The sequence below is a fragment of the Vreelandella neptunia genome (genome assembly GCF_022489065.1).
Classification (GTDB): Bacteria; Pseudomonadota; Gammaproteobacteria; order Pseudomonadales; family Halomonadaceae; genus Vreelandella; species Vreelandella neptunia_A.
Genome location: NZ_JAKVTW010000002.1, coordinates 273439 through 297230, shown reverse-complemented (window position 1 = coordinate 297230; position 23792 = coordinate 273439). Strand labels below are relative to the sequence as shown.

Below are 23792 nucleotides of genomic sequence, written 5' to 3'. Positions count from 1 at the left end.
CACTGTTTACTGTTTTAGGACTTTCTATGCCCCGTTATCCCGAGCACTTAACTGGCGAAGGCCCGCATAACCCCTTTCCAGGTATCAAAGTATTAGAGCGCCGCATTGGCAAGGTGATCCCCCATCGGCTGGGCTCTAACGAAGGCCTGGATATGCCCCACCGCGCCCTGCGTGAACACTTTGGCGATGCCCTGGCCGAACACGTTTACTGTTACGGCGATGCCGAAGCTCTGGGCGTGCGCCAGCGCTTAAGTGCTCAGCAAGGTATTCCACTGGAAACGATGCTGGTAGATGCCGGTGCCGATAGTTTGATTGCCCTGGCCCTTCGCACCACCTGCGAACCGGGCGACACCGTGGTGAGCACCGCAGGCACCTACCCCACCTTGGGCTATTTCGCCAAAGGCCAGGGCTGCCGCCTGATTGAGCCCAGCTACTATGAAGCGCCGGGCGTGCTAGCCCCCGATTTGGAAGCCCTTATCGCAGCGGCGCATCAGGAAAACGCGCGGCTGGTCTATCTGGCCAACCCGGATAACCCCAGCGGCCACTTACATAGCGACAGCGCCATTCTCAAGCTGCGCGAGGCGTTGCCTGACACCTGCTGGCTACTGCTGGATGAAGCCTATGGAGATTTTCGTGATGACGCGGGCAGCGAGTTTGCTGCCAAAGCCATACCGGGAGTGATTCGCCTTCGCACGCTTTCCAAGGCTCATGGCCTGGCGGGTCTGCGCATTGGCTACGCCATCGCCGACCCCGAGGTGCTGGCTATGATGATGAAGGTGCGTATTCACTACGCGGTGTCGTCACTGACCCTGGCCGCCGCCGAAGTAGTGCTTGATCACCCTGACGAGGTTCACCAACATGTCGCTGATGTAAAAGCCCGCCGTGAGCAGTTGGCTGAGCACTTTCGCGCACTCGGTGCCGATGTACTGCCCAGCGCCACCAATTTCATCGGCATTCGCCTGCCCAGCGCCGAACTCGCCGCCGAGGTACACCAGCAACTGCTCGCCGAAGGCGTATTAGTCACTCGCCTGACACACCCAGAGCTTGCCAATGTGATACGCATTACGGCAGTACAAGCAGCGCTGGAGCCGGGAAGATTGGCGGCGCTTGAACAGGCTATTAAAGAGCACACCTGATTCAGTTAGCAAAGTTGGGCAAGCGGATGGCAAGGTGCATCGAGGACAGGTTTCCGCGAGGGCGCTGTGAACCCATCCCTGGGCGCTACTTTTGTCATCTGACCGCCATGGATGGCGGGAATGCCGGAATGGTTGGGAACATTTTCCGGCCCTGGAAAAAGACCCTCGCTTCAACCTGCCCTCGCAGCAGGTGACAGGGGTTGCATAGTTCTTACTGCCAACCCCAATGGATCTAAGGCGTTAACCAATGCCTGAAGTCATCCAGCTCGCCGCGCACCGCCTGGCGATATAAGCCCTGCAGTTGCGCCGTCACGCTGTCGGGGCTGATGGGTTCGTTGACGGGTGGTGCGCCCGCGCGACCGCCAATTCGGCGGCCATCCAACTCGCGAAGCGGGAGTATTTCGGCGGCGGTGCCGGTTAAGAACGCCTCATCGGCGGTATAGAGCTCATCACGGGTAATCCGCCGCTCACGCACTTCAATACCCAGCACTTTTTGCGCCAGCTGAATCACGCTATCCCGGGTGATGCCTTGCAGGCAGGAGGTTACTTCCGGGGTGTGCAGCACGCCATCACGGAGCAAAAAGACGTTAGCCGCCGAGGCCTCGGCCACATAGCCTTCTGGGTCGAGCATGATGGTTTCATCGAACCCAGCCTTGATCGCCGTATTCAGTGCCAGTATCGAGTTGACGTAGTGGCCGTTGGTTTTCGCCCGGCAGAGGCTGATATTGACGTGGTGGCGCGCCCAGGAAGAGGTTAGCACGCGCAAACCATGGGTGGCGGCCTGGGGCGAAATATAGGGGCCCAAATCCCAAGCGGCCACCATGACATGGGTGGTTAATCCTTGCGCACGCAGCCCCATACCTTCCGCGCCGAAAAACACCGTGGGCTTTAGGTAGGCATTGCTCAGGCCGTTTTTGGTCAGGCACTGGCGCTGGGCATCGATCAGCTGTGCTTCGCTAAACGGCAGTGGCATATCGAGCGAATGGGCGCTTTCTGCCAAGCGACGGGTATGTTCAGCAGCACGAAATAGATGCGTGCCATCAGGGCCAGCGTAAGCGCGTACGCCCTCAAAACAGCCCATGCCGTAGTGTAAAGTATGGGTGAAGACATGCACCTTGGCCTCACGCCACTCCAGCCATTCACCATCGTGCCAAATCCAGCCATCGCGGTCATAAAGCGGTGTCATTGTTTGCGTTGCTCCCACTGTTGGCACCAGTCGTCTATCAACGACTGCTGGTGCGGTTGCAGGGCCTGATAGCCCCAGGCGGCAATTTCATCGTTTTGCGGGTCGGGCACGGCAATCTGACTACCTGCCAGCGTCTGGATCACTGCGTGGCCGCAGAGTGGCACATAGCCCTCGGAATAACCGCCTTCATGCACGAACACCAGCTTGCCCTCGCAGCAGCGCTCGGCCAGAGCTTTTAGCTGAGCGGTCATGGTGGCGAAGGCCTGGCTGTTGAGCAACATCTTGCCTAATTGATCTTTGGCGCAGGCATCGTAACCGCAGGCCACCACGATCAGGTCAGGTTTGAACGCCTCAAGCGCGGGCAACACCAGTTTTTCCATGGCGTACGCGTAGGCGCCCAGGCCGCAGCCGGGCGGTAGCGGCAGGTTGAGATTGGCGCCCAGGCCTGCACCTTCGCCCTGCTCTTCAAAGCTGCCGGTTTCCAGCGGGTAGTTGGCCGCTTGATGCATCGAGACGGTAAAGACTTCAGACTCGGTATAAAACGCCGCCTGCTGGCCGTTGCCGTGGTGAACATCCCAATCGAGTATCGCCACACGGTTAACCTGCCCCAAGGCACGGGCGCGCATCACCGCCACGGGGATATTGCCCAGCAGGCAGAACCCGCGACCCTGATCAGCTTCAGCATGGTGCCCCGGCGGGCGGCATAGGGCATAAGCATTGCTTACCTCGCCCAGCGCCACGGCTTCCACTGCGGCGACGGCCAACCCAGTGGACTGCGTGGCCGCTGCCCAACTGCCGGGCATATAAGGCGCGCAGTCGCCACCATTGCCGCCACGCGCTTTATCCCCCGCCTGCAGTTCATCTAAATAGCGCGGGGTATGAAAGCGCAGCAGATCATCAAGCGTTGCGGCGGGTGGCTTCAGTACGTGGAGTTCGTCAATCAGCCCACTCGCTTCTAGGATATTTTTCAGCCGCCGTTTGCTTTCCGGGCTTTCTGATGCAGCTTGAGGCTGCAGGAATTCACCGGGCGCGGAAAATACCCCTATCGCACCCTGATCATGCCAAAAGCAGCGTTCGTGCCAGTAAAAACCGGTTCTGCTCATGCCGTAAAACCCTGCATAAAGGCGGTCAGGTTGGCGCTTAGGTGTTCAGTGGGGTAACCGCCTTCTTGGACAATCACCATGGGCAGCGAGAGCGCCGCCAGGCGTTTGCCTACCTCAATGAACGCCTCGGTTTCCACACTCAATCCCGCTAGCGGGTCATCCTTGTGAGCGTCTAGCCCTAGCGCTACCACCACGGCACCCGGCTCATAACGTTGCAGGTGATCAATCAGGATCGCCAGGGCATCGAGATAAACGTCGCCATCACTGCCCACCGGCAGGGGCAGATTGACATTGGTTCCAACGCCTTCATCGCTGCCCTCTTCCTCTGCACCGCCCCAGAAAAACGGATAAAAGTCGCTAGGGTCAGCATGCAATGAGCCTGTCCAAACATCGCTACGATAATAAAAAATATCCTGGGTGCCGTTGCCGTGATGCAAATCCACATCGATGATCGCGACTTTACCGTAGCGTTCACGCAGCACGGTGGCTGCCAGTGCGGAATTGTTCAGCAGGCAAAAACCGCCGGCGCGTTCCGGCCCGGCATGGTGACCCGGCGGGCGGCACAGCGCGTAGGCCGTTGGGGCGCCATTAAGCACTTCTTCTGCGGCCGCTTCCGCCGTTGCCGCCGAGGCCAGCGCGCCTTGAAAACTGGTAGCACTCAGCGGGCAGGCCATATCGTGCAGATGCCAGCCTGCTTGCCCAATCGGGTGGCGCGGGTAGTGGTGGCCACCGCCACAGGGGTGGATATTGGGCGCGACAAATTCGGCCGCATTGGGCAACGCCTGCCAGCGGGCGTAAATAGTGTCCAGGAACGTTAGGTAGCGCGGCGTATGAATCTGTTCCAGGCGCTTACGCAGCCTCGGCGAGTCGGCATCGTTCGGTGCGGTCAGCGTCAGCCCTGAACGGGCAAGCCCTTGGGTAAGCAGCTCCGCGCGCACCGGGCCTTCCGGCGATGGCACAGGCTGGCCGCGCAGCAAGAAGGTCGGCGGCGCATGCAACGCCTGGTCAGGGTGATAAAAACACTTCATGGGTCGCAGTCCTTAGCTAAATTACAGCAGTGACGGAATCCAGGTGGAGAGCGCAGGGAACGCCGCCAGTAACACAATCACCACTAAAAACGACACGTAAAACGGCAGCGATGCCACAATTGCCCGTTCGTAGGGCACCTCGGCTATCCGCGCGGCGGTCATCAGCGTCATCCCCACCGGCGGCGTCACATTGGAAATATTCAGCACCACGATCATCAAAATGGCGAAGTGCAGCGGGTCAAAACCGAGTTGAATCATCGCTGGCACCAGCACCGGCGCAATGACCACCAGGGCAGGCAGCACGTCCATCACCGTGCCAATCACCAAGAGTAGCAGACACACCAGCATCAGTTGCACAAAGGCCACATCGCTAAAGGTGGTGATCATGCTGGCCGCATCCCTGGCGATGCCCGAGCGAGTAACGAACCAGCCCAGTACCGCCGAGGTGGCCAGCAGAAAAAACACTACCCCGGAGAAGCGCACCGTGGTCACCAGCGCATCCCAGATCTTGCGCCAGGTAAGATTACGGTAGAAGACCACGCCAATCACAATGGCGTAAACCGCCGCAAAGCCTGACGCTTCGGTAATCGTGGTTAGCCCCGAGAGAATCCCACCGAGGATAATCAGCGGCACTACCATCGCAGGTAGCGCAACCAACAGCGCAATGATGGCTGCCTTAAAGGGTGTTGGCGCCTGTTTCGGGTAGTTGCGCTTCCAGGCGAGGAAGAAGCTAACGCCCAGCAGCGCCAACGCCATCAACAGGCCGGGAATGATGCCACCCGCGAATAGGTCAATCACCGAGATATCTCGCAGCAGCGTGGCGTAAACCACCATCACCACGCTGGGCGGAATAATCGGCCCGATGATAGAAGAACAGGCGGTAACCGCAGCGGCGTATTCGGCATCGTAGCCCTGCTTTTTCATCTCGGGAATCATGATTTTGCCGATGGCGACGGTATCGGTGACCGCCGCGCCAGTAAGACCCGCAAAGAACACCGAGACTGAGATATTCACGTGGGAGAGTGACCCGCGCACCCGGCCAAACAGCGCATTGTTGAACGCAATCAGCTTATGGGTCAGCCCGCCCTGATTCATCAGCTCAGCGGTGAAAATAAAGTAGGGCACGGCGATCAACAGAAAGCCCGAAACGCCGGAGAACATGCGGTCAGCGATAATCCCCAGCATGCGCTCGCCACCTAACGCAAAGCCGCCTGCCAGCCCCGACATTGCCATCACCACCGCCACCGGTGCACCGATAAACAGCAGCACGACAAATGCAATAATCGCAGGAGTCATGAGCGGTGCTCCCCATCAGTGGTGTCGATGAGTTCGCCAATCACCTCCTGCTCATCGATGAAGTGCTCCAGCAGCGCAAAGCCATGCACCAGGTGCAGCAACATAATCAAACCGCTAATGGGTATGACAATGGCGGTGAACTTGCTGGGAATGCGGATTTGGTCGGAGACCATATAGACCTGGGTGGCGCTGGTGAAATAGCCCCAGCCGTACCACGTCAGCATCAGCGCAAACAGGCCAATCACCGCCAAACAGAGTCCGGCAGCCACCTGCACCATCACGCGGGGCAAGCTGCGAACCAGCAGGGTCATGGCGACGTGTTCGCCGTAGCGCAGTGAAATCGTCATGGAGAGAAAGCCGATCCAGGGCAGAAACAGCCGCGCCAGCGAATAGGTCCAGCTTAGCGTACTGCCGGTGATCAGCTTGTAGAGAAACGCAGTGAACGAGATGCCCAGCATCGCCAGAATACAGCCCACACACACCACGATGGCCACCTGATTGACGAGGTCGCTCACGCGGCGCAAAGGAGTTAGAACGCCCATGGTTTTTCCTCACGCCGGGGCTTCACATCGCCCCAGCGTTTATCATTCGCTAACCGTTATTGGCCCAGGTGCTTTTTATCCCCAGCTTTACTGGCCCTGCATTTATTGACCCTGAACTTATTGGCCATAAATGCGGTAGTCGTCTTCTGCCAATTGCTGGCCGACACGCTCGACTTCATCAAGCAGCCCCTGTACGCGGGCTTCGTCCATGCCGAAGTCATCGACGATCCACTCCTGCCAAGCGGGGCGAGCAATTTCCGCCATCCGCTCACGCTCTGCATCGGGCATCAGGTAGCACGCTTCGAAGCGTTCACAGGACTCCACCCAACTCGCGGTAGCCAGTGCGCCAGACATACCGTGGCTCAGTTGAATCGCTTCCCGCGCTGAGCTTACCAGCGCCTGCTGATGCTCTTCGGGCAGCGATTGGTACCACGACTCGCTGACCACCCAGGGGGCGCTGTTATACACATGGCCGGTGAGCGTGGTGTAGTCGGTGACTGCATCGAAGTTGAAGGTGGTGTTGAGTACCGGCGCATTGAACTGGCCATCGGCAAGACCGGTTTCCAGCGCGGTAATTAACTCGCCCCAAGGCAGCGGCGTAGCGGAAGCGCCCAGCGAGCGCATGATCGCCACGTGGGCGGGGTTCTCTTCGGTACGAATATTAAGACCTTCCAAGTCTTCGACGGTCTCTATCAAGCGCACGTTATTGGTGAAGGCAACAAAACCGCCGCCATCGTCGAAGGTGCCCAAATAACGCATATCGGCGGCTTCGACGGTGCCGGACATAAAGTCGGCGAACCATTCACTATCAAAGAAGCTCCATGCCTGACGCCAGTTGGTGAATAGGAAGGGTGCGGTGACGACTTGGTAATCTTCGTAGAAGGATGACATCGCCCCGGCAGACATAATCGTCGACTGTAGCGTACGCCCGCCCTGCACTTCCGAGCCGTTTTCAACTTCGGAGCCCAGCTGGCCGCCGCCGAAAATCGTGACCTCAAGGTCCCCGTCGGTGCGCGCTTCTACCAGATTCTTGAAGTGCACCAGCGCCGGATAGATTTCGTTATTGCTCATATCTTCCGGAATCTGCGTGGCGATCACCATCTCATAGGATTGTGCTTGCGCATTAGCACTGGCAATAGCCAGCGGAAGTGCCGCCAAGGCGGCGATTAGTACAGATTTTTTAGCGTTCATAACATACCTCGTTTTGATTATTAGTCGGTCTTCGTTATGACTGGCGGTGTCACCTGAACGGTAGCGATGTCGGTCTTGTTATGGTTGTGCGGGCAGTGACTCCCATACTTCTATCGCGGCGGCTAAATCTTCCAGCGACGCGCCTACCGATTTGAATAGTGTGATGGCCTCCGGCCCAGAGCGTCCCGATTTCGTCCCTGCTAGCACCTCTGCAAGCTCCGCCTGAATCTGGTCGAACTGGAATTCGCCCTCTTCAATGGCTTGCAGAATATCGCCCGCTTCGCCTTTGGCACCGGCGAAGGTGTCTACAAATACTTCTGAGCGTCGCAAACATAGCGCATCGGTTTCGCGCATCTGTGGCCGAAACGCGCCGATCAAATCCAGGTGGGTGCCGGGCGTTAGCCACTCACCTTTAATCAGCGGCTGATTGGAGAGCGTCACGCAGCTAATAATGTCCGCTTCTGCTACCGCATCCGCTAACGCTTCCACTACATGGGTCTCAAAACGCTCGGCGTACTCGTCGGCTATCGACGCCGCTTTGCTGGGATTACGCCCCCAAATCAGCACCCGCTTGATAGGCCGCACGCTAGCGTGGGCTTCAATCACCATGGGCGCCAGCTTGCCAGTTCCCACCACCAACAGAGTCTCTGCGTTTTCATTAGCCAGGGCTTGGGCGGCAAGCGCGGAAGCGGCCGCCGTGCGACGCCGGGTTAACTCGCTGCCGTCGATGCACGCCAGCGGCTGACCGTACTTACCCTCGCTGAGCAAGTAGAGCCCGGAGATCGCCGGGATACCGTGGTCGGCGTTTTGCGGAAACACGTTGACCATTTTCACGCCGATGTAACCCGCCGCTTCCCAGGCGGGCATTAGCAGCATGGTGGCTTCGCCATCCGGCCGGTGCATCGCATGGTGATGGCGGGGAGGTGACTCCACGCCGTTCACGAACGTCGTATGTAGCCGTTTGATCAAGCCATCCCACGTCAGGTGGCGAGTGACCTCTTCAGCAGAAACAAACCGCATATCAGGCCTCCGGCAGCGCGGCTACTACCATGATTTCCACTTTCCACTCGGGCTTGGCGAGCGGGGCTTCAAGCGCTGCACGCACTGGCGGGCGACCGGGCACAACCCAGGCGTCCCAAGCCGCGTTCATTTGGTCGAACTCCGCCATGCTGGTGACCCAGATTTGCGCTGAGAGCAGGTACTCTTTGGTTGTTCCTGCTTGGGCCAGCAGTTGATCAATGCGCGCCAACACTTGCTCGGTTTGACCGCGCATATCCGCCGTGGCATCAGGTGGAACTTGGCCTGCGAGGTAAACGGTGCCGTTGTGAATCGCCACTTGGCTCATGCGTGCATTGCTGTCTTGATAGGTAACGCTCATGGTGTTGCTCCTTGAAAGCGGTGCTGTTGATATAAAGGGTGTTGATATAAGGGATTAGTCAAAGACTAAAGCGCTAGCAGGCAAATTACTTGCCCGAAGCTGAGGTAGATTTGCCCGCAAGTCATGCAGGCAAGAAAATTTTATCACCGACTGTCAGGTGGAGGCCTAACGATCTGAAGATGGGGAAAGCTCAAAATATCGCCGATAGGCGCGGGAGAAACTGCCTTGATCGCGAAAGCCGACCAGCATGGCGATATGCCCCAAGCTGAGCGTGCTATGGCGTACCAAGGTACGGGCATGCTCTAAGCGCCTGCGTTGCACATAGGCCAGCGGCGTTACACCGGTCAGCTCGCGAAAGCAGCTGTGAAAATGCCCGGGGCTCAAGGCACACAAAGCAGCTAACTGCTCAACACGGACCTCATCGGCGAGATGCTGATCCAACCAGGCATCCAGACGAGCAAGATCTAGGCGTTCGCTAATACAGTGTTGGCCCAACTGCCCGGCCTCAGTAGGAGAGGCATCATGCAGGTACATGGTCAGCGCCCGTAACAGCAGAATCGCGATTTCATTCTGCAGTGCGGGGCACTGCTCAAGCTGATTCGCCAGGGCGTGAGTAAGCTGGTTTAACGCGGGGGGGACGCTGAAAAAGCGCGGCTTATCAAAGAGACGCTCGATCTCACTGCCCTTTTCAAGCGACGCCAAATGCGCAACAGGAATATCCAACACCAAGGTGCGGTTACTGCCATCTCCTTGGTACTCGTGATGGCGCGACGAAGGAATCAGACACCCGCGGCGAGCGGTGACCCGCTCCCCTTGCCCTTCCATCGAAAGCTCCGTAACGCCACAAGTGGCCAGAATAAGCTGATGGAAATCGTGGGTATGGGCCACCTGCTCCTGGGCTAAGTTGCGGCTATGCAGCTCAAAAAGGGCCATGGTGGAGTACCGTCTTTCATCGAATGCGATTCATTCACTATAAAACGGCTAGGCAAGAAAAAGCGAGCAAGCAGCCAACTGTGCGTTAACGCTGTGCCGGGTAGAGAAGGGACAGGTAAAAGGGCGCTGGCTGTCATCCGCCAGTCATGGACTCAAGATAGCGTGTTCGTAAGCTGCCATAAGAGTCTAAACAACATGTCACAGCGCCGACGCCATCCTCTTAGTCACCCTCTCAGCGAATCAGAAATAGCCGCACGCTCTCAAGCCCTCGCTCAGCTAGCCAATGGCAACGCCATAACCCAGCAGCGGGAAGCAGAGCGTGAGGCGCGACTGTCATCAGCATTTACGCTGTTTCACTCGACGGCACCCGCAACCGCGATGCCGCTGGGCGGTATGAAAATACTCATGATTTCGGATGTCTACTATCCTCGCGTCAATGGCGTCTCCACTTCCATTGCCAGTTTTCGCGGCGCCCTTGAACGCTTGGGAAACTCGGTCACACTGATCTGCCCCGACTACCCCGTGGGCCAAGTGGATGAACCAGGCGTGCTGCGTATTCCTTCCCGCCACGTGCCCGGAGACCCTGAAGACCGCATGATGCGCTACCGTGACCTACTCGCCCTGACACCGCAGTTTGCCGATGAAGCCTTTGATCTTATTCATGTGCACACACCCTTTACCGCCCACTATGCAGGTGTAACCCTAGGGCGTCGTCTTGGGCTACCGGTAGTGGCGACCTATCACACGCTGTTTGAGGAGTACATTCATCACTATATCCGCTGGTTTCCGCGTCGCTGGCTGCGATTTGCTGCACGGAGGCTCTCGGCGCACCAGTGTCAGCAGCTCGACGCTGTGGTCGCTCCTTCACGGGCAATGCAACAAGCGCTCACCCACTACGGCGTGACGACGCCCATCACGGTCGTTGCCACTGGTTTAGCACTTGAGGCGTTCTGCCACCCTCAAGGGGCCCTGCATGAAGGCGACTTTCGCGCCCACTACGACCTGCCTCAAGAAGCACGCTTGCTGCTCTATGTGGGCCGAGCCGCCTTTGAGAAGAACATCGATTTTCTGATCGATATGCTGCCCAAGGTATTAGCGGAACACCCAACTACCCGATTGATCATTACCGGCGAAGGCCCGGCCCATGAAACGCTAGTCAAACGCGCCCAAGAAATGGGCATGGCAGATGTTGTACTCTTCCTCGGCTATCTTGACCGCAACGGCCCACTGCAAGCCGCCTACCGCGCCGCCGATATTTTCGTATTTGCATCACGCACGGAAACCCAGGGGCTGGTATTGCTGGAAGCAATGGCGCTTGGCACGCCGGTGGTTTCCACCGCCATGATGGGAACACTGGATATATTAAAAGAGGGAGAAGGATGCCTCATCGCCGAGGATAACCATGACGATTTCGCCACCAAAGTTAACCGGCTATTAAGCAATGAAATCTTGCGACAGCAGCTTGCCGAGCGAGGCCAAGCTTACGCCGCTAGCTGGCACGAGGATGCCAAAAGCGAGGAGCTTGTTAGTCTTTATAAAAAATTCGGTTAAACATTTTGAGAATGCAGTGAAGCAAGTGCCCATACTCGACTGACACTTTAAGAACAAACGCATACACTTAGAAGACAATAAAAAACGCCCCATTTTGGGGCGCATTTCATATACCACCTAAAGCGAATAACATACAAATAACTTAAGGTAATGCCACACATTTACTTACATGCAGATTAGTTCGGCAAAAACATATTTGACAAAGAGCCAGGAAAACTTTCATTAACCAATGTTCTTGCTCCAGAAAGAGTAAGATGCCCATAATCAAACTGCATAGGCTCCCTTGTTAGCGAATAGTTTCTACATTCGTCGCCAGAGCATAAATCATCAATCATTGAAACATATCCTACGCCTAATGATGCTGCAAGCACCTCCAGATCATTATCTAAGTTATGCTTACTCTCCATTGACAACGTGTTTGTTTCAACTTCACCATACTCCTTCAAAAGCCTTATCAATACTATCGGAAAATCTGATGAATATTCAACAGTAGGCCCTACTATAACAACATTCAAACCCAGTTCTTTTAAAATAGTTACTGTTCTTTGGATTCCATTAAAATCACTCTCTTCCCACCTCGCCGAAAGTATCACCCCATCTACAAGCTCTTTTTTCGCTTCTATTTCTTTAAATGTTTGCTCATGAAGTAAAGTACACTGCAATCGACCTTCATTACCATATAGTGGTTTGCAGCCTGACGCGGTAGCCACCGAAAGATTAGAATCAGTGTACTTTTCTCTTAATGCTTTATACAGGTGCGCTGCATGACTATCTCCCATTAAAATATAATTTTCCTCACCTTCCCTTATATCCAAGCAAGAGCTATTATAATCATCTAAAGAACCATTTGCGCCTGAAAAAAAGCAACCATCCATGCTAAATTGATACCTGTAATCATCTGTATCTCTATAGCTCAAAAAACTTGCTACATCGGCATATTCTTTGTTACTTGCTATCCATTCATCATAATAACCATTATTCACATGGCCATGAACACCAAATGCTATAAAACCAACAGATGCCACTAATGAAATAGCAAAAACTTTAGCTCTACTATTCAATATACTTTTAGGCCCACTCCTAAACGGCTGCTCAACAAATTTCCAACTAAAAAAAGCTAGAATTACTGATGCGACGCAAAGTCCGAATAACAGCACAGCTGAAGGATCGGTTAAAGACCTAATTCTAGCAAATGCCAGCAACGGCTGATGCCATAAGTAAGCACTGAAGCTGACAAGACCAATACCTACCAACCACTTCATAGACAGGATTTTAGCGGTGAACGTGCTTGAGGAACCATAAATAATAATTAATGCCGCACCTAGTACTGGTAATAACGCGTAAGCTGAAGGGAAAGGTAAACTTTCATCAAAAGCAAAAATTGAATATATAATAAGCACTAGGCCGGTTAAAGAAAGGAACTGGTTTGGTTTAACAGGTCGACCATTAAGTATAAAAGCACAAATAGCGCCAATCCCTAGCTCCCAAGCACGCGTGGGCAGTAGATAGAAATTGGCCTCTGGATTGTTACGCCATCCCCACTCCGAAAGAAGAAAACTAATTAATGAAAGCAAGCAAACAACATAAAATACCGGCTGTCTTCCAAATCTCCATAACATTATAAGAAGAATGGGAAAAAATATATAAAATTGCTCCTCAACGCCCAGGCTCCAGGTATGTAGCAATGGATTTTCTTCTGCCGCTGGTGCAAAATAATCCTCTTTCCGCCAAAAAAGAATATTAGAAGAGAAAAATGTTATGGCAACGAGAGCCTGGGAAAAATCTTTGAACTGAGAGGGCACCATCCACATCCATGCAAATGGTATACAGCAAATCAGAACAAAGAAAAGCGCCGGCAGTATTCTACGCGCTCTTCGCTCATAAAATTTTGCTATGGAAAACCTACCATTTTCAATATCATTAATAATAATAGTAGTGATTAAGTATCCACTGATAACAAAAAATATATCGACGCCAACGTATCCACCAGCAAACCATGAAAAACCTGCATGAAAAAGTATGACCGGCAGAACGGCAACCGCTCTAAGCCCATCAATTTCTCGCCTATATTCCATTTTCAAGCACCCTCTTACTATTTTTGATAACTGGCTTAGTTTACATGCCTTAGTATGATTACCAACAGCAGAGAACTGAAATATAAGGCGTTAGCATTAGAACTCATTTTACTTTAACTTTCTAGCCAATAACCATACCATTCTGTATGTCCTGTATTCACCAGCATCCCGATCGCATTTTTCTTAAAGAGGACGAAAAAATTCTTTGCCGATTGTCCAATAAGTATTGCAAGACAGGCCAGCAAATGACCTACACGAGACGATATCCAACAATTTGCTCTGAAACACTTGGTCATAAGGCGGTGATCACTGGTTTTCTAACCATTATCCACCATTGTGGAGCTACATCTGGATTGTTTCACATCAACCATCAGCAGCAAAGGCTATTGGAGAGGTCAGAATAGGAGCTATAGCAAGACTCTCAATCCTGTTCAGCTTGATGGCTTCAACCCGCCAATTTCTGATAGCTTATACAGAGATGCTGTACCAGGGCTAGACAAGGCTGAGCCGCACATTGATTTAATCTTTCTTTCCTATTTATTTTTTGGGCAGTACATTGTATTTTTATAGAAAACCACTGCCTAAAATAATTTAAAAATAAGATTTCCCCATTCATTTTGCACTGGTAAATTTTGGAAAGGAACGCTGGGAATGGAGTATCGTAAAGAAATTGATGGATTGAGAGCTGTGGCTGTTCTGCCTGTCATTTTATTTCATGCAGGATTTTCATGGTTTTCTGGTGGTTACATCGGAGTAGATGTTTTTTTTGTAATTAGTGGATATCTGATCACATCAATACTTATAAAAGACTTAGAAAATGGACGTTTTTCTATCGCTCAGTTTTATGAGCGAAGGGCTCGGAGAATTCTGCCAGCGCTTTTCTTTGTAATGATGTGCTGCATTCCTTTTGCCTATACTTGGATGATACCTCAACAATTTAAGGATTTCTCACAAGCTTTTGTGGCAGTAAGTTTCTTTTCGTCTAATATTTTATTTTGGGCTAAAGAGGATTACTTTGCTCCGGCTGCAGAGCTAAACCCACTATTACATACGTGGAGTCTGGCAGTAGAAGAGCAGTTCTACATCTTTTTCCCCCTACTGTTATTGGTCTTATGGCGCTTTGGGAAACGACCTATATTTTATGTTGTTTTAGGTTTATCATGTGCAAGCCTATTACTGTCAGAATGGGGTTGGAGAAACTCTCCGTCGGCTAATTTCTATTTACTACCTACTCGTGCTTGGGAGCTTGGAGCTGGCGCGATGTGTGCTTTATATAATTATCACCGACCTATAAAGGCAAATAAAACTCTTTCCACTCTGGGTTTTTGTCTAATCTTATATTCAATTTTTCTATTTGACGAAAGCATTCCATTTCCTTCAGCTTATACCCTTGTACCTGTCGTAGGCACAGCTTTAATCATATTGTTTTGCTCAACTGGCACTCTTGTTTATAATTTACTCTCATTAAAATTCGTTGTAGGTATAGGCTTGATAAGCTATAGCGCTTACCTGTGGCATCAACCTTTAATGGCTTTTGCTAGAATAGAAATATTTCCTTACCCTCATTGGACAACGATGCTAGCCCTTTGCTTTTCCTCATTAGCATTGGCTTATTTGACTTGGCGCTATGTGGAACGTCCGTTCAGAACAAAAAATGGTTCCTGGATTAATAGCAGGGCAAAAGTATTCGCTACTGCTTTTGTCGCTTCCTGCGCTGTTTTTTCATTCGGTTTCTATGGGCATATAAACAATGGAATCCCTGATAGAATTCGTTTAAGCGCAGAACAGAGTGCATATCTGTCAACGGCCACATCAAGCCCGATGCGTAATAAATGCCATGCTAGTGCAGATAATCCAATAAAACCTCAAAATGCTTGTCGCTATAATAATGACAATGCCACTATAGCCGTATTTGGCGATAGCCATGTTGTTGAGCTTGCTTATGCTTTGGGAGAGCAGGTTAAGGGGACAGATATTGGTGTAGCGCATTTCTCATTTAGCGGCTGCGCAGCATCATATGGTAATAGAGACAGCTCAGCTTGCTCCGAGTGGGCAAACAATACTGTCAGTTACCTTATAGATAGCGATGAGTTTACCCATATAATTGTCTCTTACCGTATGGCGGCTCAAATTTGGGGCACTCCACTGGGAGCCTACCCAAATTTACCTACTATAAGAAGTGAAGATAAAGCTAATCCCGTAATTGAAAGCCTGAGGAATACGCTTGAAGATATTGCTGCGAGTGGTAAGCAAGTAATTTATGTTGACCAATCGCCAGAGTTACCACGAAGCATTCAAGAGTTAGTGTATGCAGACAGAATAATAAACGGAGACGTTCAAGGTCTTTCGCGAGATTGGTGGGATGCATTTAATACTTTCTTCAATAATAAAGACATTGTCCCTAAGTTCGTTGAACGCATTAATGTGGATAAAATCCTCTGCGACGACGAAGTTTGTTATGCAGGAAAAGAAGGCGTATCTTTCTATTTTGACGAGGATCATCTGTCAGTAGAGGGAGCAAAGAGGATTGCTGATTTGATCCTATCGGAGACAGACATTTTATTGGAAAGATAAAAAATAGTTTTTCATTATTGGTTCAACTTACTTTGACATCCATTGCAAGAATGGTTTTGCAATACCACGAGGCGACTAGCCTCTTGTTCCGCTCCATTAATATGAAACATGCTCATTAATAAATATGAAAAGAGGCTTTTGAGCGCCAATAACACGCAGCACTACTCATGCTAGATAAATAATGCGCCCATAGGCGGCGCATTTCAAAAATTTGCGATGAATAGTCTACATTTTTTGGCTACTCATCATTTACCGGCTTCATTAACGGAACTACGTGCTTAATTGAAGCACAAAATTCGCACCCAAAAGGTGAATACACTGAGTAACAATCAGCAGAGTAATGAGTGACGTAGTAGCAACGTAAAGGAGTGCTCCCATTGCATTTTCCAGCTTAAAGAATTTGGTGTTCGCTTAGTGTCACGATCCAATTATTGCCACTTTCAAGCAGCGCATACAGTGTTACTGGCGCATTACGATTCTCAATCAATAGCGGCCCTTCTTTGCCATTGATGGTGTAACCCTCCTCGCACGTAACTGGCATTGCACGATGATAGGAACCGTTTGCGCCACGCTGACCATAAAGATGAAAGACAATCGGAGATACACCCCGAAACCTTTCTACCTCTCTATTTGCCGTTAGATAAATTTCTGTGGTATTTCGTGTCGGCTGAGCGTGATAAGAAGTAGGACTGCTGGCGCTGGCTACATATCGGGCATTGTCGTAACTCAGCTCTCGCCCCCCACCTGGCTCCCATAGTGTTCCATCATTCATGAAAGCGATAGGGAATCGCTGAAGCCCACCTTGACGAGGTGGTGTGTTAGTTCGCTTATAGCCCAAACTCCACCATTTATCGGTATCCAAGGAGGCACTAGAGCCAAAAAGGGAGCCGTACGAAAACGAACTGACTTGGTTTACGAACACCAAATCAGCGACGCGAGCCGCCTCAAAATATACCGAACTGATGAAACTACCACCGAAGGCGTTCTCTGGATTGGCGCCTAGTGCGATATCAATGCCGTTAAACTGACCGGTATAGCCATCAACGTTTGCGGAAGATTGGCCAGTCAACCACAACCCTATGCCACTGCGCATGGGATACACATGCCCAATACGTCCTTTTGCTGTGTGACCGCCGCTATAGCAACAAACGCCTCCCCCATAAACCAACTGATGCTCTTCTAGCAGCTGTTCTGCATCAGGTACCATGGGGTAAACGGTAATTGTATGATTTTCTCGATTAAAGCTACGAATCTTATAGGGCTCTCCTGCTGCTGAAACCCAGAATGCACGCTCCATTTGGTGAGCATCGCTGGGAAAAACAGAGGAAGGCGAAAGAGTAATAGTCGTGCTTTGCCACAGCGTATTTCGTTCATCATTTTGGTAGTCAATAGACACGACTTTATGCTCTCGACTATCGCGTGTCGAAGCCCCCATATCCACAGCAGACACATTACCCACTGTCGACATATTGTTATTGCCAGCACCAAAATAAACTGCCCAACCAGAGCCTGCACTAACGCTAAAGTCACAAAATTTCGCAGCACGGCTATCATCAATGCGAAAGCCATTGACACCAGTACGCCTTGATAGCGTGCGATGTTGCGATACCCTGATAATAATTTTGCCCATCCATACGCTACTCCGACAATTCTTTGCCGTCAGCACATCATCCATGCTTGCTAATGCTTGAATTGCCAGATCGAATCCATACACATGGTTTAGTCCTTCCGCCACTAAGGGAATGCTCGTGCCGAACGAGCCGCCCCCATAAATAGAGTAGTCTCGGGAATCCGGTGTGGCACAGAAGTCAAAAAACTTTTGCAGGGCGTCACCACTGTCTTGATCCCAACCGCTTTCCAGTGCTCCAAAGTGATACGGAGTTACCGTCTGGCCCGGCTGAAATATCCACCCACCGATTCGCAAGCCAGGCCCTTCTGGCTGATAAATAAAGTTGCCGCCCCCTTTTGTCGAACCCTCATTATGACCTACTACCATCGCCATTTTTACGCCACTTAACTGGACTAACGCTTCGACACTCTCCACAACTGCCATGGTAGTTACTTTTACCGACCTAGCAGGATTCGATAATGGGTTGACACCCATTTGCGGTATTGACGGAAGACTGACTAGATTTTGCATGAATACCTCTTTACGCTGCTTTAGTTAAAGCAAGTTACGTTTACTGTCACCTTAGCTGCTGTCATCCTTCCTGCAAGCGGCATATCAATAGGCTACTGATGCCACTCGCTTTCATGAGACTTGTAAACACAGTTTAGGGCTTACCTATTTCAAGGATACCAAACGCGGGGCAGAACGTTATGAGTCGACATTATCTGACAACTTGGAGCGATAAAAATTCGGCATTACTAAAGTCAGGGGGTGATGTCATGACATGTGGAGAAATAAAATATTATTATTGATTGTGTCATCGTCAGATGAAAATTTTATAAAGGTTATTCGCTCTATTGCGGTTGAATCCAGCGTTCAAATAAAAACAAAAACGCGGAGACCTTCGGAGTTGGTACAAAGCTGATACTTATAGTAATAGAGGAAAAGCGATACTGATAAAATGATGCTTACCGTCGAATTCACTGATGCCTCAATAAAATAGTGCTGATTACGCACCATTACTTTTAAAACGCATACTAATAAAAACCACAGGGAAGTGATGCCTTCATCACGATTGATTAAATTATCATTGCATCACTGACGAAATCCGCGAGACGTCACCAATCACCAAACTGGTTTTATCCAGCTGTCACCACAGCCCAACATGCTTACTTGTTCATAGTAAGAACACGCGCTAACCGGACTAGAAAGCCAGTCACAAAAAAGGGCTTAACGATAAACGCTAAGCCCTTTGAATTTGGTGCCGGTAGCCAGACTCGAACTGGCACACCCGTAAAGGCGGCGGATTTTGAATCCGCTGCGTCTACCAATTCCGCCATACCGGCAATGGAGGCGCATTATACGTAATTAACGAGGTAGGTCAATCACATTGACTGACTTTATCCAGCCAAAGCGCTATCCTATTCCGCCTGTTTGATCAACGCTAAGAGTTATACGCTATGCAGCGCGCGGATTTTCATTACGAGCTACCCGACGAATTAATTGCTCGCTACCCTTCAGAACAGCGTAGCGACTGCCGTTTGCTGTGTGTGGATGGCCAGAGCGGCGCGCTTGAGCACCGCCGCTTTCCTGATTTGCTTGAGCTTTTAGAGCCGGGCGACCTGTTGGTGTTTAACGACACCCGCGTGATTCCGGCGCGCCTGCACGGCCATAAGGCCAGCGGCGGCAAGGTGGAAATGCTGCTGGAGCGCCCGCTGGATGCTCACCGCGGCTTGGCGCATATTCGCTCGAGTAAATCGCCCAAGCCCGGCACCGAGCTGATTTTCGAAGGCGATATTCACGCCATTGTTGAAGGCCGCCGTGACGCGCTTTTCGAGCTGCGCTTTTTGGGCGATACGCCGATGATCGCGCTGCTGGAAAAACACGGCCATATGCCGCTGCCACCCTACATTACCCGCGAAGACGAACTTAGCGACCGTGAGCGCTACCAAACGGTTTACGCTCGACGTGACGGCGCCGTGGCGGCGCCGACCGCCGGGCTGCACTTTGATCAGCCGCTGCTGGACGCCCTTGCCGATAAAGGCATTAACCGTGCCTTTGTCACCCTGCACGTAGGCGCGGGCACCTTTCAGCCGGTGCGCGTCGACAACATCCTCGAACACCATATGCACAGCGAGTGGATTGAGGTCACGGAAGCCACCTGCCAGCAAGTGCGCGAGACCCTGGCAGCAGGTAAGCGTGTGGTGGCGGTCGGCACCACCAGCGTGCGTTGCCTGGAAAGCGCCTGCATGAAAAGCAGCGATGGGCAGATCGCGCCTTATAGTGGCGATACCGATATTTTTATCTATCCCGGTTATCAGTGGCGCTGCGTGGATGCTTTAATCACCAACTTCCATTTGCCTGAATCGACACTGTTGATGCTGGTGTCCTCCTTTGTGGGCTACGACACCATCATGCACGCCTACCAACGGGCGGTAGCCGAGCGCTATGCGTTCTTTAGCTATGGCGATGCCATGCTGCTGACCCGCTAGTTACTGATTGCTGATTGTTGACCGCTTGCTCTACTCCAGTCGCGCCAAACGAACGAGATTAACGAGTTACCTTTATGCGAAACGAATGCTTTATGCGCTTTGAGCGCCTGGCTGACGATGGCCGCGCCCGCCGTGGTCGCCTTCACTTTCCCCGTGGCACGGTCGAAACCCCGGCGTTTATGCCGGTAGGCACTTATGGCACGGTGAAAGGCATGACGCCGGACTCCGTCAAAGAGATCGGCGCCGAAATCATCCTGGGCAACACCTTTCACCTGTGGTTGCGCCCCGGTACTGAGGTGATTGAAGCCCACGGCGACCTGCACGACTTCGCCCAGTGGGACAAACCGATACTCACCGACTCTGGCGGCTTCCAGGTCTTCTCCCTGGGCGAAACGCGCAAGATCACCGAACAGGGCGTGCATTTCCGCTCGCCGGTGGATGGCAGCAAAGTCTTTATGGGCCCGGAAGAGTCCATGGCGGTTCAGCGTTCGCTGGGCTCCGATGTGGTCATGATCTTTGATGAGTGCACCCCCTACCCGGCCACCTTTGACGAAGCCGAGAAGTCCATGGAGCTGTCGCTGCGTTGGGCCAAGCGCTCCCGCGATGCCCACGGCGACTCACCGTCTGCACTGTTCGGTATTATTCAGGGCGGCATGCACCCTGAGCTACGCGAACGTTCGCTCAAAGGGCTGCTAGAGATCGGCTTTGATGGACTGGCAATTGGTGGGCTTTCCGTCGGCGAGCCTAAAGAAGAGATGATCAAGGTGCTCGACTACCTACCCACTTGGATGCCGGATGAGAAGCCGCGCTATTTAATGGGCGTCGGCAAACCCGAAGATCTAGTGGAAGGCGTGCGCCGGGGTGTGGATATGTTCGATTGCGTGATGCCCACCCGCAACGCCCGTAACGGCCACCTGTTCACCTCGGAAGGCACGGTCAAAATTCGTAATGCCAAGCACCGTTTTGACACCCGCCCGCTTGATGAAGAGTGCGATTGCCATACCTGCAAGAGTTTCTCTCGGGGCTACCTGCATCACTTAGACCGCTGCAATGAGATGCTCGGCTCAATGCTCAACACCATCCACAACTTACGCTACTACCAGCGTGTGATGGCTGATTTGCGCGCGGCAATTGAAGCGGGTACATTGACGACCTTTGTGGAAGGCTTCTATGCACGGCGCGGCCTGCCAGTGCCTCCCCTTGCTACCTAAAATCTAGCGAATTAATCGCCACGCGCCTTGGCGTGTGGTTTAAACTGTTTGACTATGTTTTTTGAACCAAGCTTTTAACAACCAAGCTTATTATAACCAAGCTTTTCAAAACCTAAGCCTTTAAAAACCTAAGCTTTTTCTAACTCAGGAGCTCTCTACAATGCTGGATTTCTTCATCTCACCAGCCCATGCCCAAGAAGCCGCCGCTGGCGGTGGTATTGCGCAAATCGTCATGCTGGTCGGCTTCGTGCTGATTTTCTACTTCCTGTTGTGGCGCCCACAAGCCAAACGCGCTAAGCAGCACAAGCAACTGGTCACCAATTTGGACAAAGGTGATGAGATCGTCATTGGTGGCGGTTTGGTGGGTCGTATCACTAAGGTGAGCGACGAATTCCTGACCATCGAGATTTCTGAAGGCACCGAAGTTAACGTGCAGAAAAATGCCGTTGCCGCCGTACTGCCTAAAGGCACCATCAAGTCCATCTAAGCCTTGTACTACCCCTGCCGAGCCAGTGCCAGCCACCCCGGCAGGGGTGACATGGTATAAATGATGGTGAACTTTGCTGTGCGCGGCGTGTCCGTGCACAGCATTCCGTTTGTAATTGAAGGCAGGGCTTGCATGCTCAACCGTTACCCCCTGTGGAAGTATCTTCTGATACTGGTCGTCCTGGTGGTTGGCCTTATCTATTCGCTTCCCAATCTATTCCCCGAAGATCCCGCCATCCAAATTAGCAGCGCCCAAGGCGACTCGCTGGATGAGCGTCAGATAGAGCGCGTTGAAACCGCTCTCATCGAAAATGACATTGACGTCAAAGCGCTCGAAAAAGAGAACGGACAGTGGCTCATTCGTTTGCGCCATGACGATGATCAACTGAACGCTCGCGATATTGCTGCTGACCTATTAGGCAATGATGCAACGGTAGCGCTGAATCTTGCCGAAGCGACGCCAGAGTGGCTACAGGCGTTCTCCGCCTCGCCCATGACCCTTGGTCTTGATCTGCGCGGTGGCGTGCACTTTCTGCTCGAAGTGGACATGGATGCGGCGCTTACCCAGCGCCTTGAAGTCAACGCCAGCGCCATGCGTGAGCTGCTGCGTGGTGAGCGTATCCGCTACCGCAATACCGAGGTAGAGGAGCGCTCGCTGTCGATCGATTTCGCCAGTGCTGAAGATCGCGACACGGCACGCAGCCTAATCAGCCGTGACTTTCCTGATTTCGAGTACAGTAGCGAAGGCGATGGTCGCGCTTCCTCACTGGTGATGACACTTAGTGATCAGTCGGTAAATGAAATCCAGGACTACGCGATCAACCAGAACTTGACCACCTTGCGCAACCGTGTCAACGAACTGGGCGTCGCGGAGCCAATGGTGCAGCGCCAGGGCCCCAACCAGATCGTAGTGGAACTGCCCGGTATTCAAGACACCGTGGCCGCCAAACGGATCGTGGGCGCCACCGCCAATTTGGAATTCCGTCTGGAAGCCCGCCCCGACACGCCGGAAAACGAAACGGAAACCCTGACGTTTCGTAACGAGCCAGCGCGCACTGCTGAACTAATGCGCGATGTGATCATTACCGGTGACAGTGTTTCCAGTGCCAGCAATAGCTTTGATGAAAACGGTCGCCCACAGGTCAATATTGATCTGGACGGCACCGGCGGTACGCTGATGAACCGCGCCACGCGCACCAATATTGGTCGCAACATGGCGGTGCTGTTCATTGAGCACAAGAGCGAAGACACGGTTGTCACCGACCCGGAAACTGGCGAAGAGACCATTGAGCGCGAGCCTTATGTGGAGCGTGGCCTGATTAGTCTGGCGACGATTCAAAGCGCCCTGGGCAACAGCTTCCGCATTACCGGCCTCGATTCTCCGACGGAAGCCGCTGAACTTGCGCTGTTGCTGCGTTCTGGCTCTCTTGCCGCCCCCATCTACTTCGTGCAAGAGCGCACGATTGGGCCAAGCCTGGGCGCTGAAAACATCGAGCGCGGCCTGCTTTCCGTACAGATTGGCCTGCTGCTTGTCGTGCTGTTTATGCTGGTGCGTTACAAAGTGTTTGGTGTGTTTGCCAACATCGCCCTGGCGCTGAACTTAACACTGTTGGTCGCGGTAATGTCGATGCTGGGCGCCACGCTGACGCTACCGGGTATTGCCGGTATCGTGTTGACGCTGGGCATGGCCGTGGATGCCAACGTGCTGATTTTTGAGCGAATACGCGAAGAGCTGCGCAACGGCATGTCAGTACAGCAGGCGATTCAGGCTGGCTATGAGCGCGCCTTCACCTCTATCGTCGACGCCAATATCACCACCCTGCTGGTAGCCGTTATCCTGTTCTCGATTGGCACTGGCCCGGTCAAAGGGTTTGCCGTTACGCTCTCTATCGGCATTTTGACGTCGCTGTTCACCGCTCTGATGGTGACTCGCGCCATGGTCAACTTGGTTTATGGCAGCAAACCCGTCAAAAAGCTGTGGATTTGAAATGCATGGATTTG

18 protein-coding genes and 1 tRNA gene are annotated in these 23792 nt (G+C 52.5%); 7 read left to right on the top strand and 12 right to left on the bottom strand.

Annotated elements, in window-relative coordinates; genetic code table 11:
* Positions 1-26: 26 nt before the first annotated feature.
* Complete coding sequence (locus MLE19_RS05555; RefSeq protein WP_240717078.1) at positions 27-1136, top strand: pyridoxal phosphate-dependent aminotransferase; 1110 nt, start codon at positions 27-29, stop codon at positions 1134-1136.
* Positions 1137-1368: 232 nt separating this feature from the next.
* On the opposite strand, the gene MLE19_RS05550 is transcribed toward MLE19_RS05555, so the two are convergent.
* The 9 genes from MLE19_RS05550 to MLE19_RS05510 form a co-directional block, all read right to left on the bottom strand.
* A complete protein-coding gene (locus MLE19_RS05550; RefSeq protein WP_240717077.1) occupies positions 1369-2322 on the bottom strand; it encodes a branched-chain amino acid transaminase in 954 nt (317 codons plus the stop codon).
* The gene (locus tag MLE19_RS05545; RefSeq protein ID WP_240717076.1) at positions 2319-3425 is read right to left on the bottom strand and encodes a class II histone deacetylase; all 1107 of its coding nucleotides are present in this window, start codon (positions 3423-3425) and stop codon (positions 2319-2321) included. Before MLE19_RS05545 ends, MLE19_RS05550 begins: the two co-directional genes overlap by 4 nt.
* Positions 3422-4453, bottom strand: coding sequence for a histone deacetylase family protein (locus MLE19_RS05540; RefSeq protein WP_240717075.1), 1032 nt, complete (start codon positions 4451-4453; stop codon positions 3422-3424). Before MLE19_RS05540 ends, MLE19_RS05545 begins: the two co-directional genes overlap by 4 nt.
* A gap of 21 nt (positions 4454-4474) precedes the next feature.
* On the bottom strand, positions 4475-5749 hold the full coding sequence (locus MLE19_RS05535; RefSeq protein WP_240717074.1) for a TRAP transporter large permease: 1275 nt from the start codon (positions 5747-5749) through the stop codon (positions 4475-4477).
* Complete coding sequence (locus MLE19_RS05530) at positions 5746-6291, bottom strand: TRAP transporter small permease (protein ID WP_240717073.1); 546 nt, start codon at positions 6289-6291, stop codon at positions 5746-5748. The genes MLE19_RS05535 and MLE19_RS05530 overlap by 4 nt, the downstream gene beginning before the upstream one ends.
* A 117-nt stretch (positions 6292-6408) precedes the next feature.
* Positions 6409-7482: a TRAP transporter substrate-binding protein DctP gene (gene dctP, locus MLE19_RS05525; RefSeq protein ID WP_240717072.1), complete on the bottom strand. Its 1074-nt coding sequence runs from the start codon at positions 7480-7482 to the stop codon at positions 6409-6411.
* A 78-nt stretch (positions 7483-7560) separates the two neighbouring features.
* Positions 7561-8502, bottom strand: coding sequence for an ornithine cyclodeaminase family protein (locus MLE19_RS05520; protein ID WP_240717071.1), 942 nt, complete (start codon positions 8500-8502; stop codon positions 7561-7563).
* Position 8503: 1 nt separating this feature from the next.
* Entirely contained in the window at positions 8504-8860 is a 357-nt protein-coding gene (locus MLE19_RS05515; protein WP_240717070.1) for a RidA family protein, read from the bottom strand.
* A gap of 165 nt (positions 8861-9025) precedes the next feature.
* On the bottom strand, positions 9026-9793 hold the full coding sequence (locus MLE19_RS05510; protein WP_240717069.1) for a helix-turn-helix transcriptional regulator: 768 nt from the start codon (positions 9791-9793) through the stop codon (positions 9026-9028).
* A 195-nt stretch (positions 9794-9988) separates the two neighbouring features.
* On the opposite strand from MLE19_RS05510, the gene MLE19_RS05505 reads away from it, so the two are divergent.
* Positions 9989-11344 (top strand): glycosyltransferase, encoded by a 1356-nt coding sequence (locus MLE19_RS05505; protein ID WP_240717068.1) that lies wholly within the window; start codon positions 9989-9991, stop codon positions 11342-11344.
* Between the two features lie 176 nt (positions 11345-11520).
* Here the strand turns inward: MLE19_RS05505 and MLE19_RS05500 are convergent, their stop codons facing one another.
* Positions 11521-13419: an acyltransferase family protein gene (locus tag MLE19_RS05500; RefSeq protein ID WP_240717198.1), complete on the bottom strand. Its 1899-nt coding sequence runs from the start codon at positions 13417-13419 to the stop codon at positions 11521-11523.
* A gap of 651 nt (positions 13420-14070) precedes the next feature.
* On the opposite strand from MLE19_RS05500, the gene MLE19_RS05495 reads away from it, so the two are divergent.
* Complete coding sequence (locus MLE19_RS05495) at positions 14071-15993, top strand: acyltransferase family protein (RefSeq protein WP_240717067.1); 1923 nt, start codon at positions 14071-14073, stop codon at positions 15991-15993.
* Between the two features lie 391 nt (positions 15994-16384).
* Here the strand turns inward: MLE19_RS05495 and MLE19_RS05490 are convergent, their stop codons facing one another.
* Together MLE19_RS05490 and MLE19_RS05485 are read right to left on the bottom strand one after the other, a co-directional pair.
* Positions 16385-18133, bottom strand: coding sequence for a hypothetical protein (locus MLE19_RS05490; RefSeq protein ID WP_240717066.1), 1749 nt, complete (start codon positions 18131-18133; stop codon positions 16385-16387).
* Between the two features lie 728 nt (positions 18134-18861).
* Positions 18862-18948, bottom strand: a tRNA-Leu gene (locus MLE19_RS05485).
* A gap of 114 nt (positions 18949-19062) precedes the next feature.
* Between MLE19_RS05485 and queA the strand changes: the two genes are divergently transcribed.
* The 4 genes from queA to secD all read left to right on the top strand — a co-directional run bounded on the left by queA (position 19063) and on the right by secD (position 23778).
* Positions 19063-20094: a tRNA preQ1(34) S-adenosylmethionine ribosyltransferase-isomerase QueA gene (queA, locus tag MLE19_RS05480; RefSeq protein WP_009286722.1), complete on the top strand. Its 1032-nt coding sequence runs from the start codon at positions 19063-19065 to the stop codon at positions 20092-20094.
* Positions 20095-20186: 92 nt separating this feature from the next.
* Positions 20187-21305, top strand: a complete 1119-nt coding sequence (tgt, locus tag MLE19_RS05475) for a tRNA guanosine(34) transglycosylase Tgt (RefSeq protein ID WP_425356799.1) — start codon at positions 20187-20189, stop codon at positions 21303-21305.
* A gap of 160 nt (positions 21306-21465) precedes the next feature.
* Positions 21466-21792, top strand: coding sequence for a preprotein translocase subunit YajC (gene yajC / locus MLE19_RS05470; RefSeq protein ID WP_007111584.1), 327 nt, complete (start codon positions 21466-21468; stop codon positions 21790-21792).
* Between the two features lie 132 nt (positions 21793-21924).
* Positions 21925-23778 carry a protein translocase subunit SecD gene (secD, locus tag MLE19_RS05465; RefSeq protein WP_240717064.1) on the top strand — a complete coding sequence of 618 codons (1854 nt, stop codon included), beginning with the start codon at positions 21925-21927 and terminating at the stop codon, positions 23776-23778.
* Positions 23779-23792 lie beyond the last annotated feature (14 nt).

Excerpts from the sequence above, each read along its gene's own strand:
- MLE19_RS05555 (WP_240717078.1), top strand. The coding sequence starts at position 27 with ATGCCCCGTTATCCCGAGCACTTAACTGGCGAAGGCCCGCATAACCCC.
- MLE19_RS05550 (WP_240717077.1), bottom strand. The coding sequence starts at position 2,322 with ATGACACCGCTTTATGACCGCGATGGCTGGATTTGGCACGATGGTGAA.
- MLE19_RS05545 (WP_240717076.1), bottom strand. The coding sequence starts at position 3,425 with ATGAGCAGAACCGGTTTTTACTGGCACGAACGCTGCTTTTGGCATGAT.
- MLE19_RS05540 (WP_240717075.1), bottom strand. The coding sequence starts at position 4,453 with ATGAAGTGTTTTTATCACCCTGACCAGGCGTTGCATGCGCCGCCGACC.
- MLE19_RS05535 (WP_240717074.1), bottom strand. The coding sequence starts at position 5,749 with ATGACTCCTGCGATTATTGCATTTGTCGTGCTGCTGTTTATCGGTGCA.
- MLE19_RS05530 (WP_240717073.1), bottom strand. The coding sequence starts at position 6,291 with ATGGGCGTTCTAACTCCTTTGCGCCGCGTGAGCGACCTCGTCAATCAG.
- dctP (WP_240717072.1), bottom strand. The coding sequence starts at position 7,482 with ATGAACGCTAAAAAATCTGTACTAATCGCCGCCTTGGCGGCACTTCCG.
- MLE19_RS05520 (WP_240717071.1), bottom strand. The coding sequence starts at position 8,502 with ATGCGGTTTGTTTCTGCTGAAGAGGTCACTCGCCACCTGACGTGGGAT.
- MLE19_RS05515 (WP_240717070.1), bottom strand. The coding sequence starts at position 8,860 with ATGAGCGTTACCTATCAAGACAGCAATGCACGCATGAGCCAAGTGGCG.
- MLE19_RS05510 (WP_240717069.1), bottom strand. The coding sequence starts at position 9,793 with ATGGCCCTTTTTGAGCTGCATAGCCGCAACTTAGCCCAGGAGCAGGTG.
- MLE19_RS05505 (WP_240717068.1), top strand. The coding sequence starts at position 9,989 with ATGTCACAGCGCCGACGCCATCCTCTTAGTCACCCTCTCAGCGAATCA.
- MLE19_RS05500 (WP_240717198.1), bottom strand. The coding sequence starts at position 13,419 with ATGGAATATAGGCGAGAAATTGATGGGCTTAGAGCGGTTGCCGTTCTG.
- MLE19_RS05495 (WP_240717067.1), top strand. The coding sequence starts at position 14,071 with ATGGAGTATCGTAAAGAAATTGATGGATTGAGAGCTGTGGCTGTTCTG.
- MLE19_RS05490 (WP_240717066.1), bottom strand. The coding sequence starts at position 18,133 with ATGCAAAATCTAGTCAGTCTTCCGTCAATACCGCAAATGGGTGTCAAC.
- queA (WP_009286722.1), top strand. The coding sequence starts at position 19,063 with ATGCAGCGCGCGGATTTTCATTACGAGCTACCCGACGAATTAATTGCT.
- tgt (WP_425356799.1), top strand. The coding sequence starts at position 20,187 with ATGCGCTTTGAGCGCCTGGCTGACGATGGCCGCGCCCGCCGTGGTCGC.
- yajC (WP_007111584.1), top strand. The coding sequence starts at position 21,466 with ATGCTGGATTTCTTCATCTCACCAGCCCATGCCCAAGAAGCCGCCGCT.
- secD (WP_240717064.1), top strand. The coding sequence starts at position 21,925 with ATGCTCAACCGTTACCCCCTGTGGAAGTATCTTCTGATACTGGTCGTC.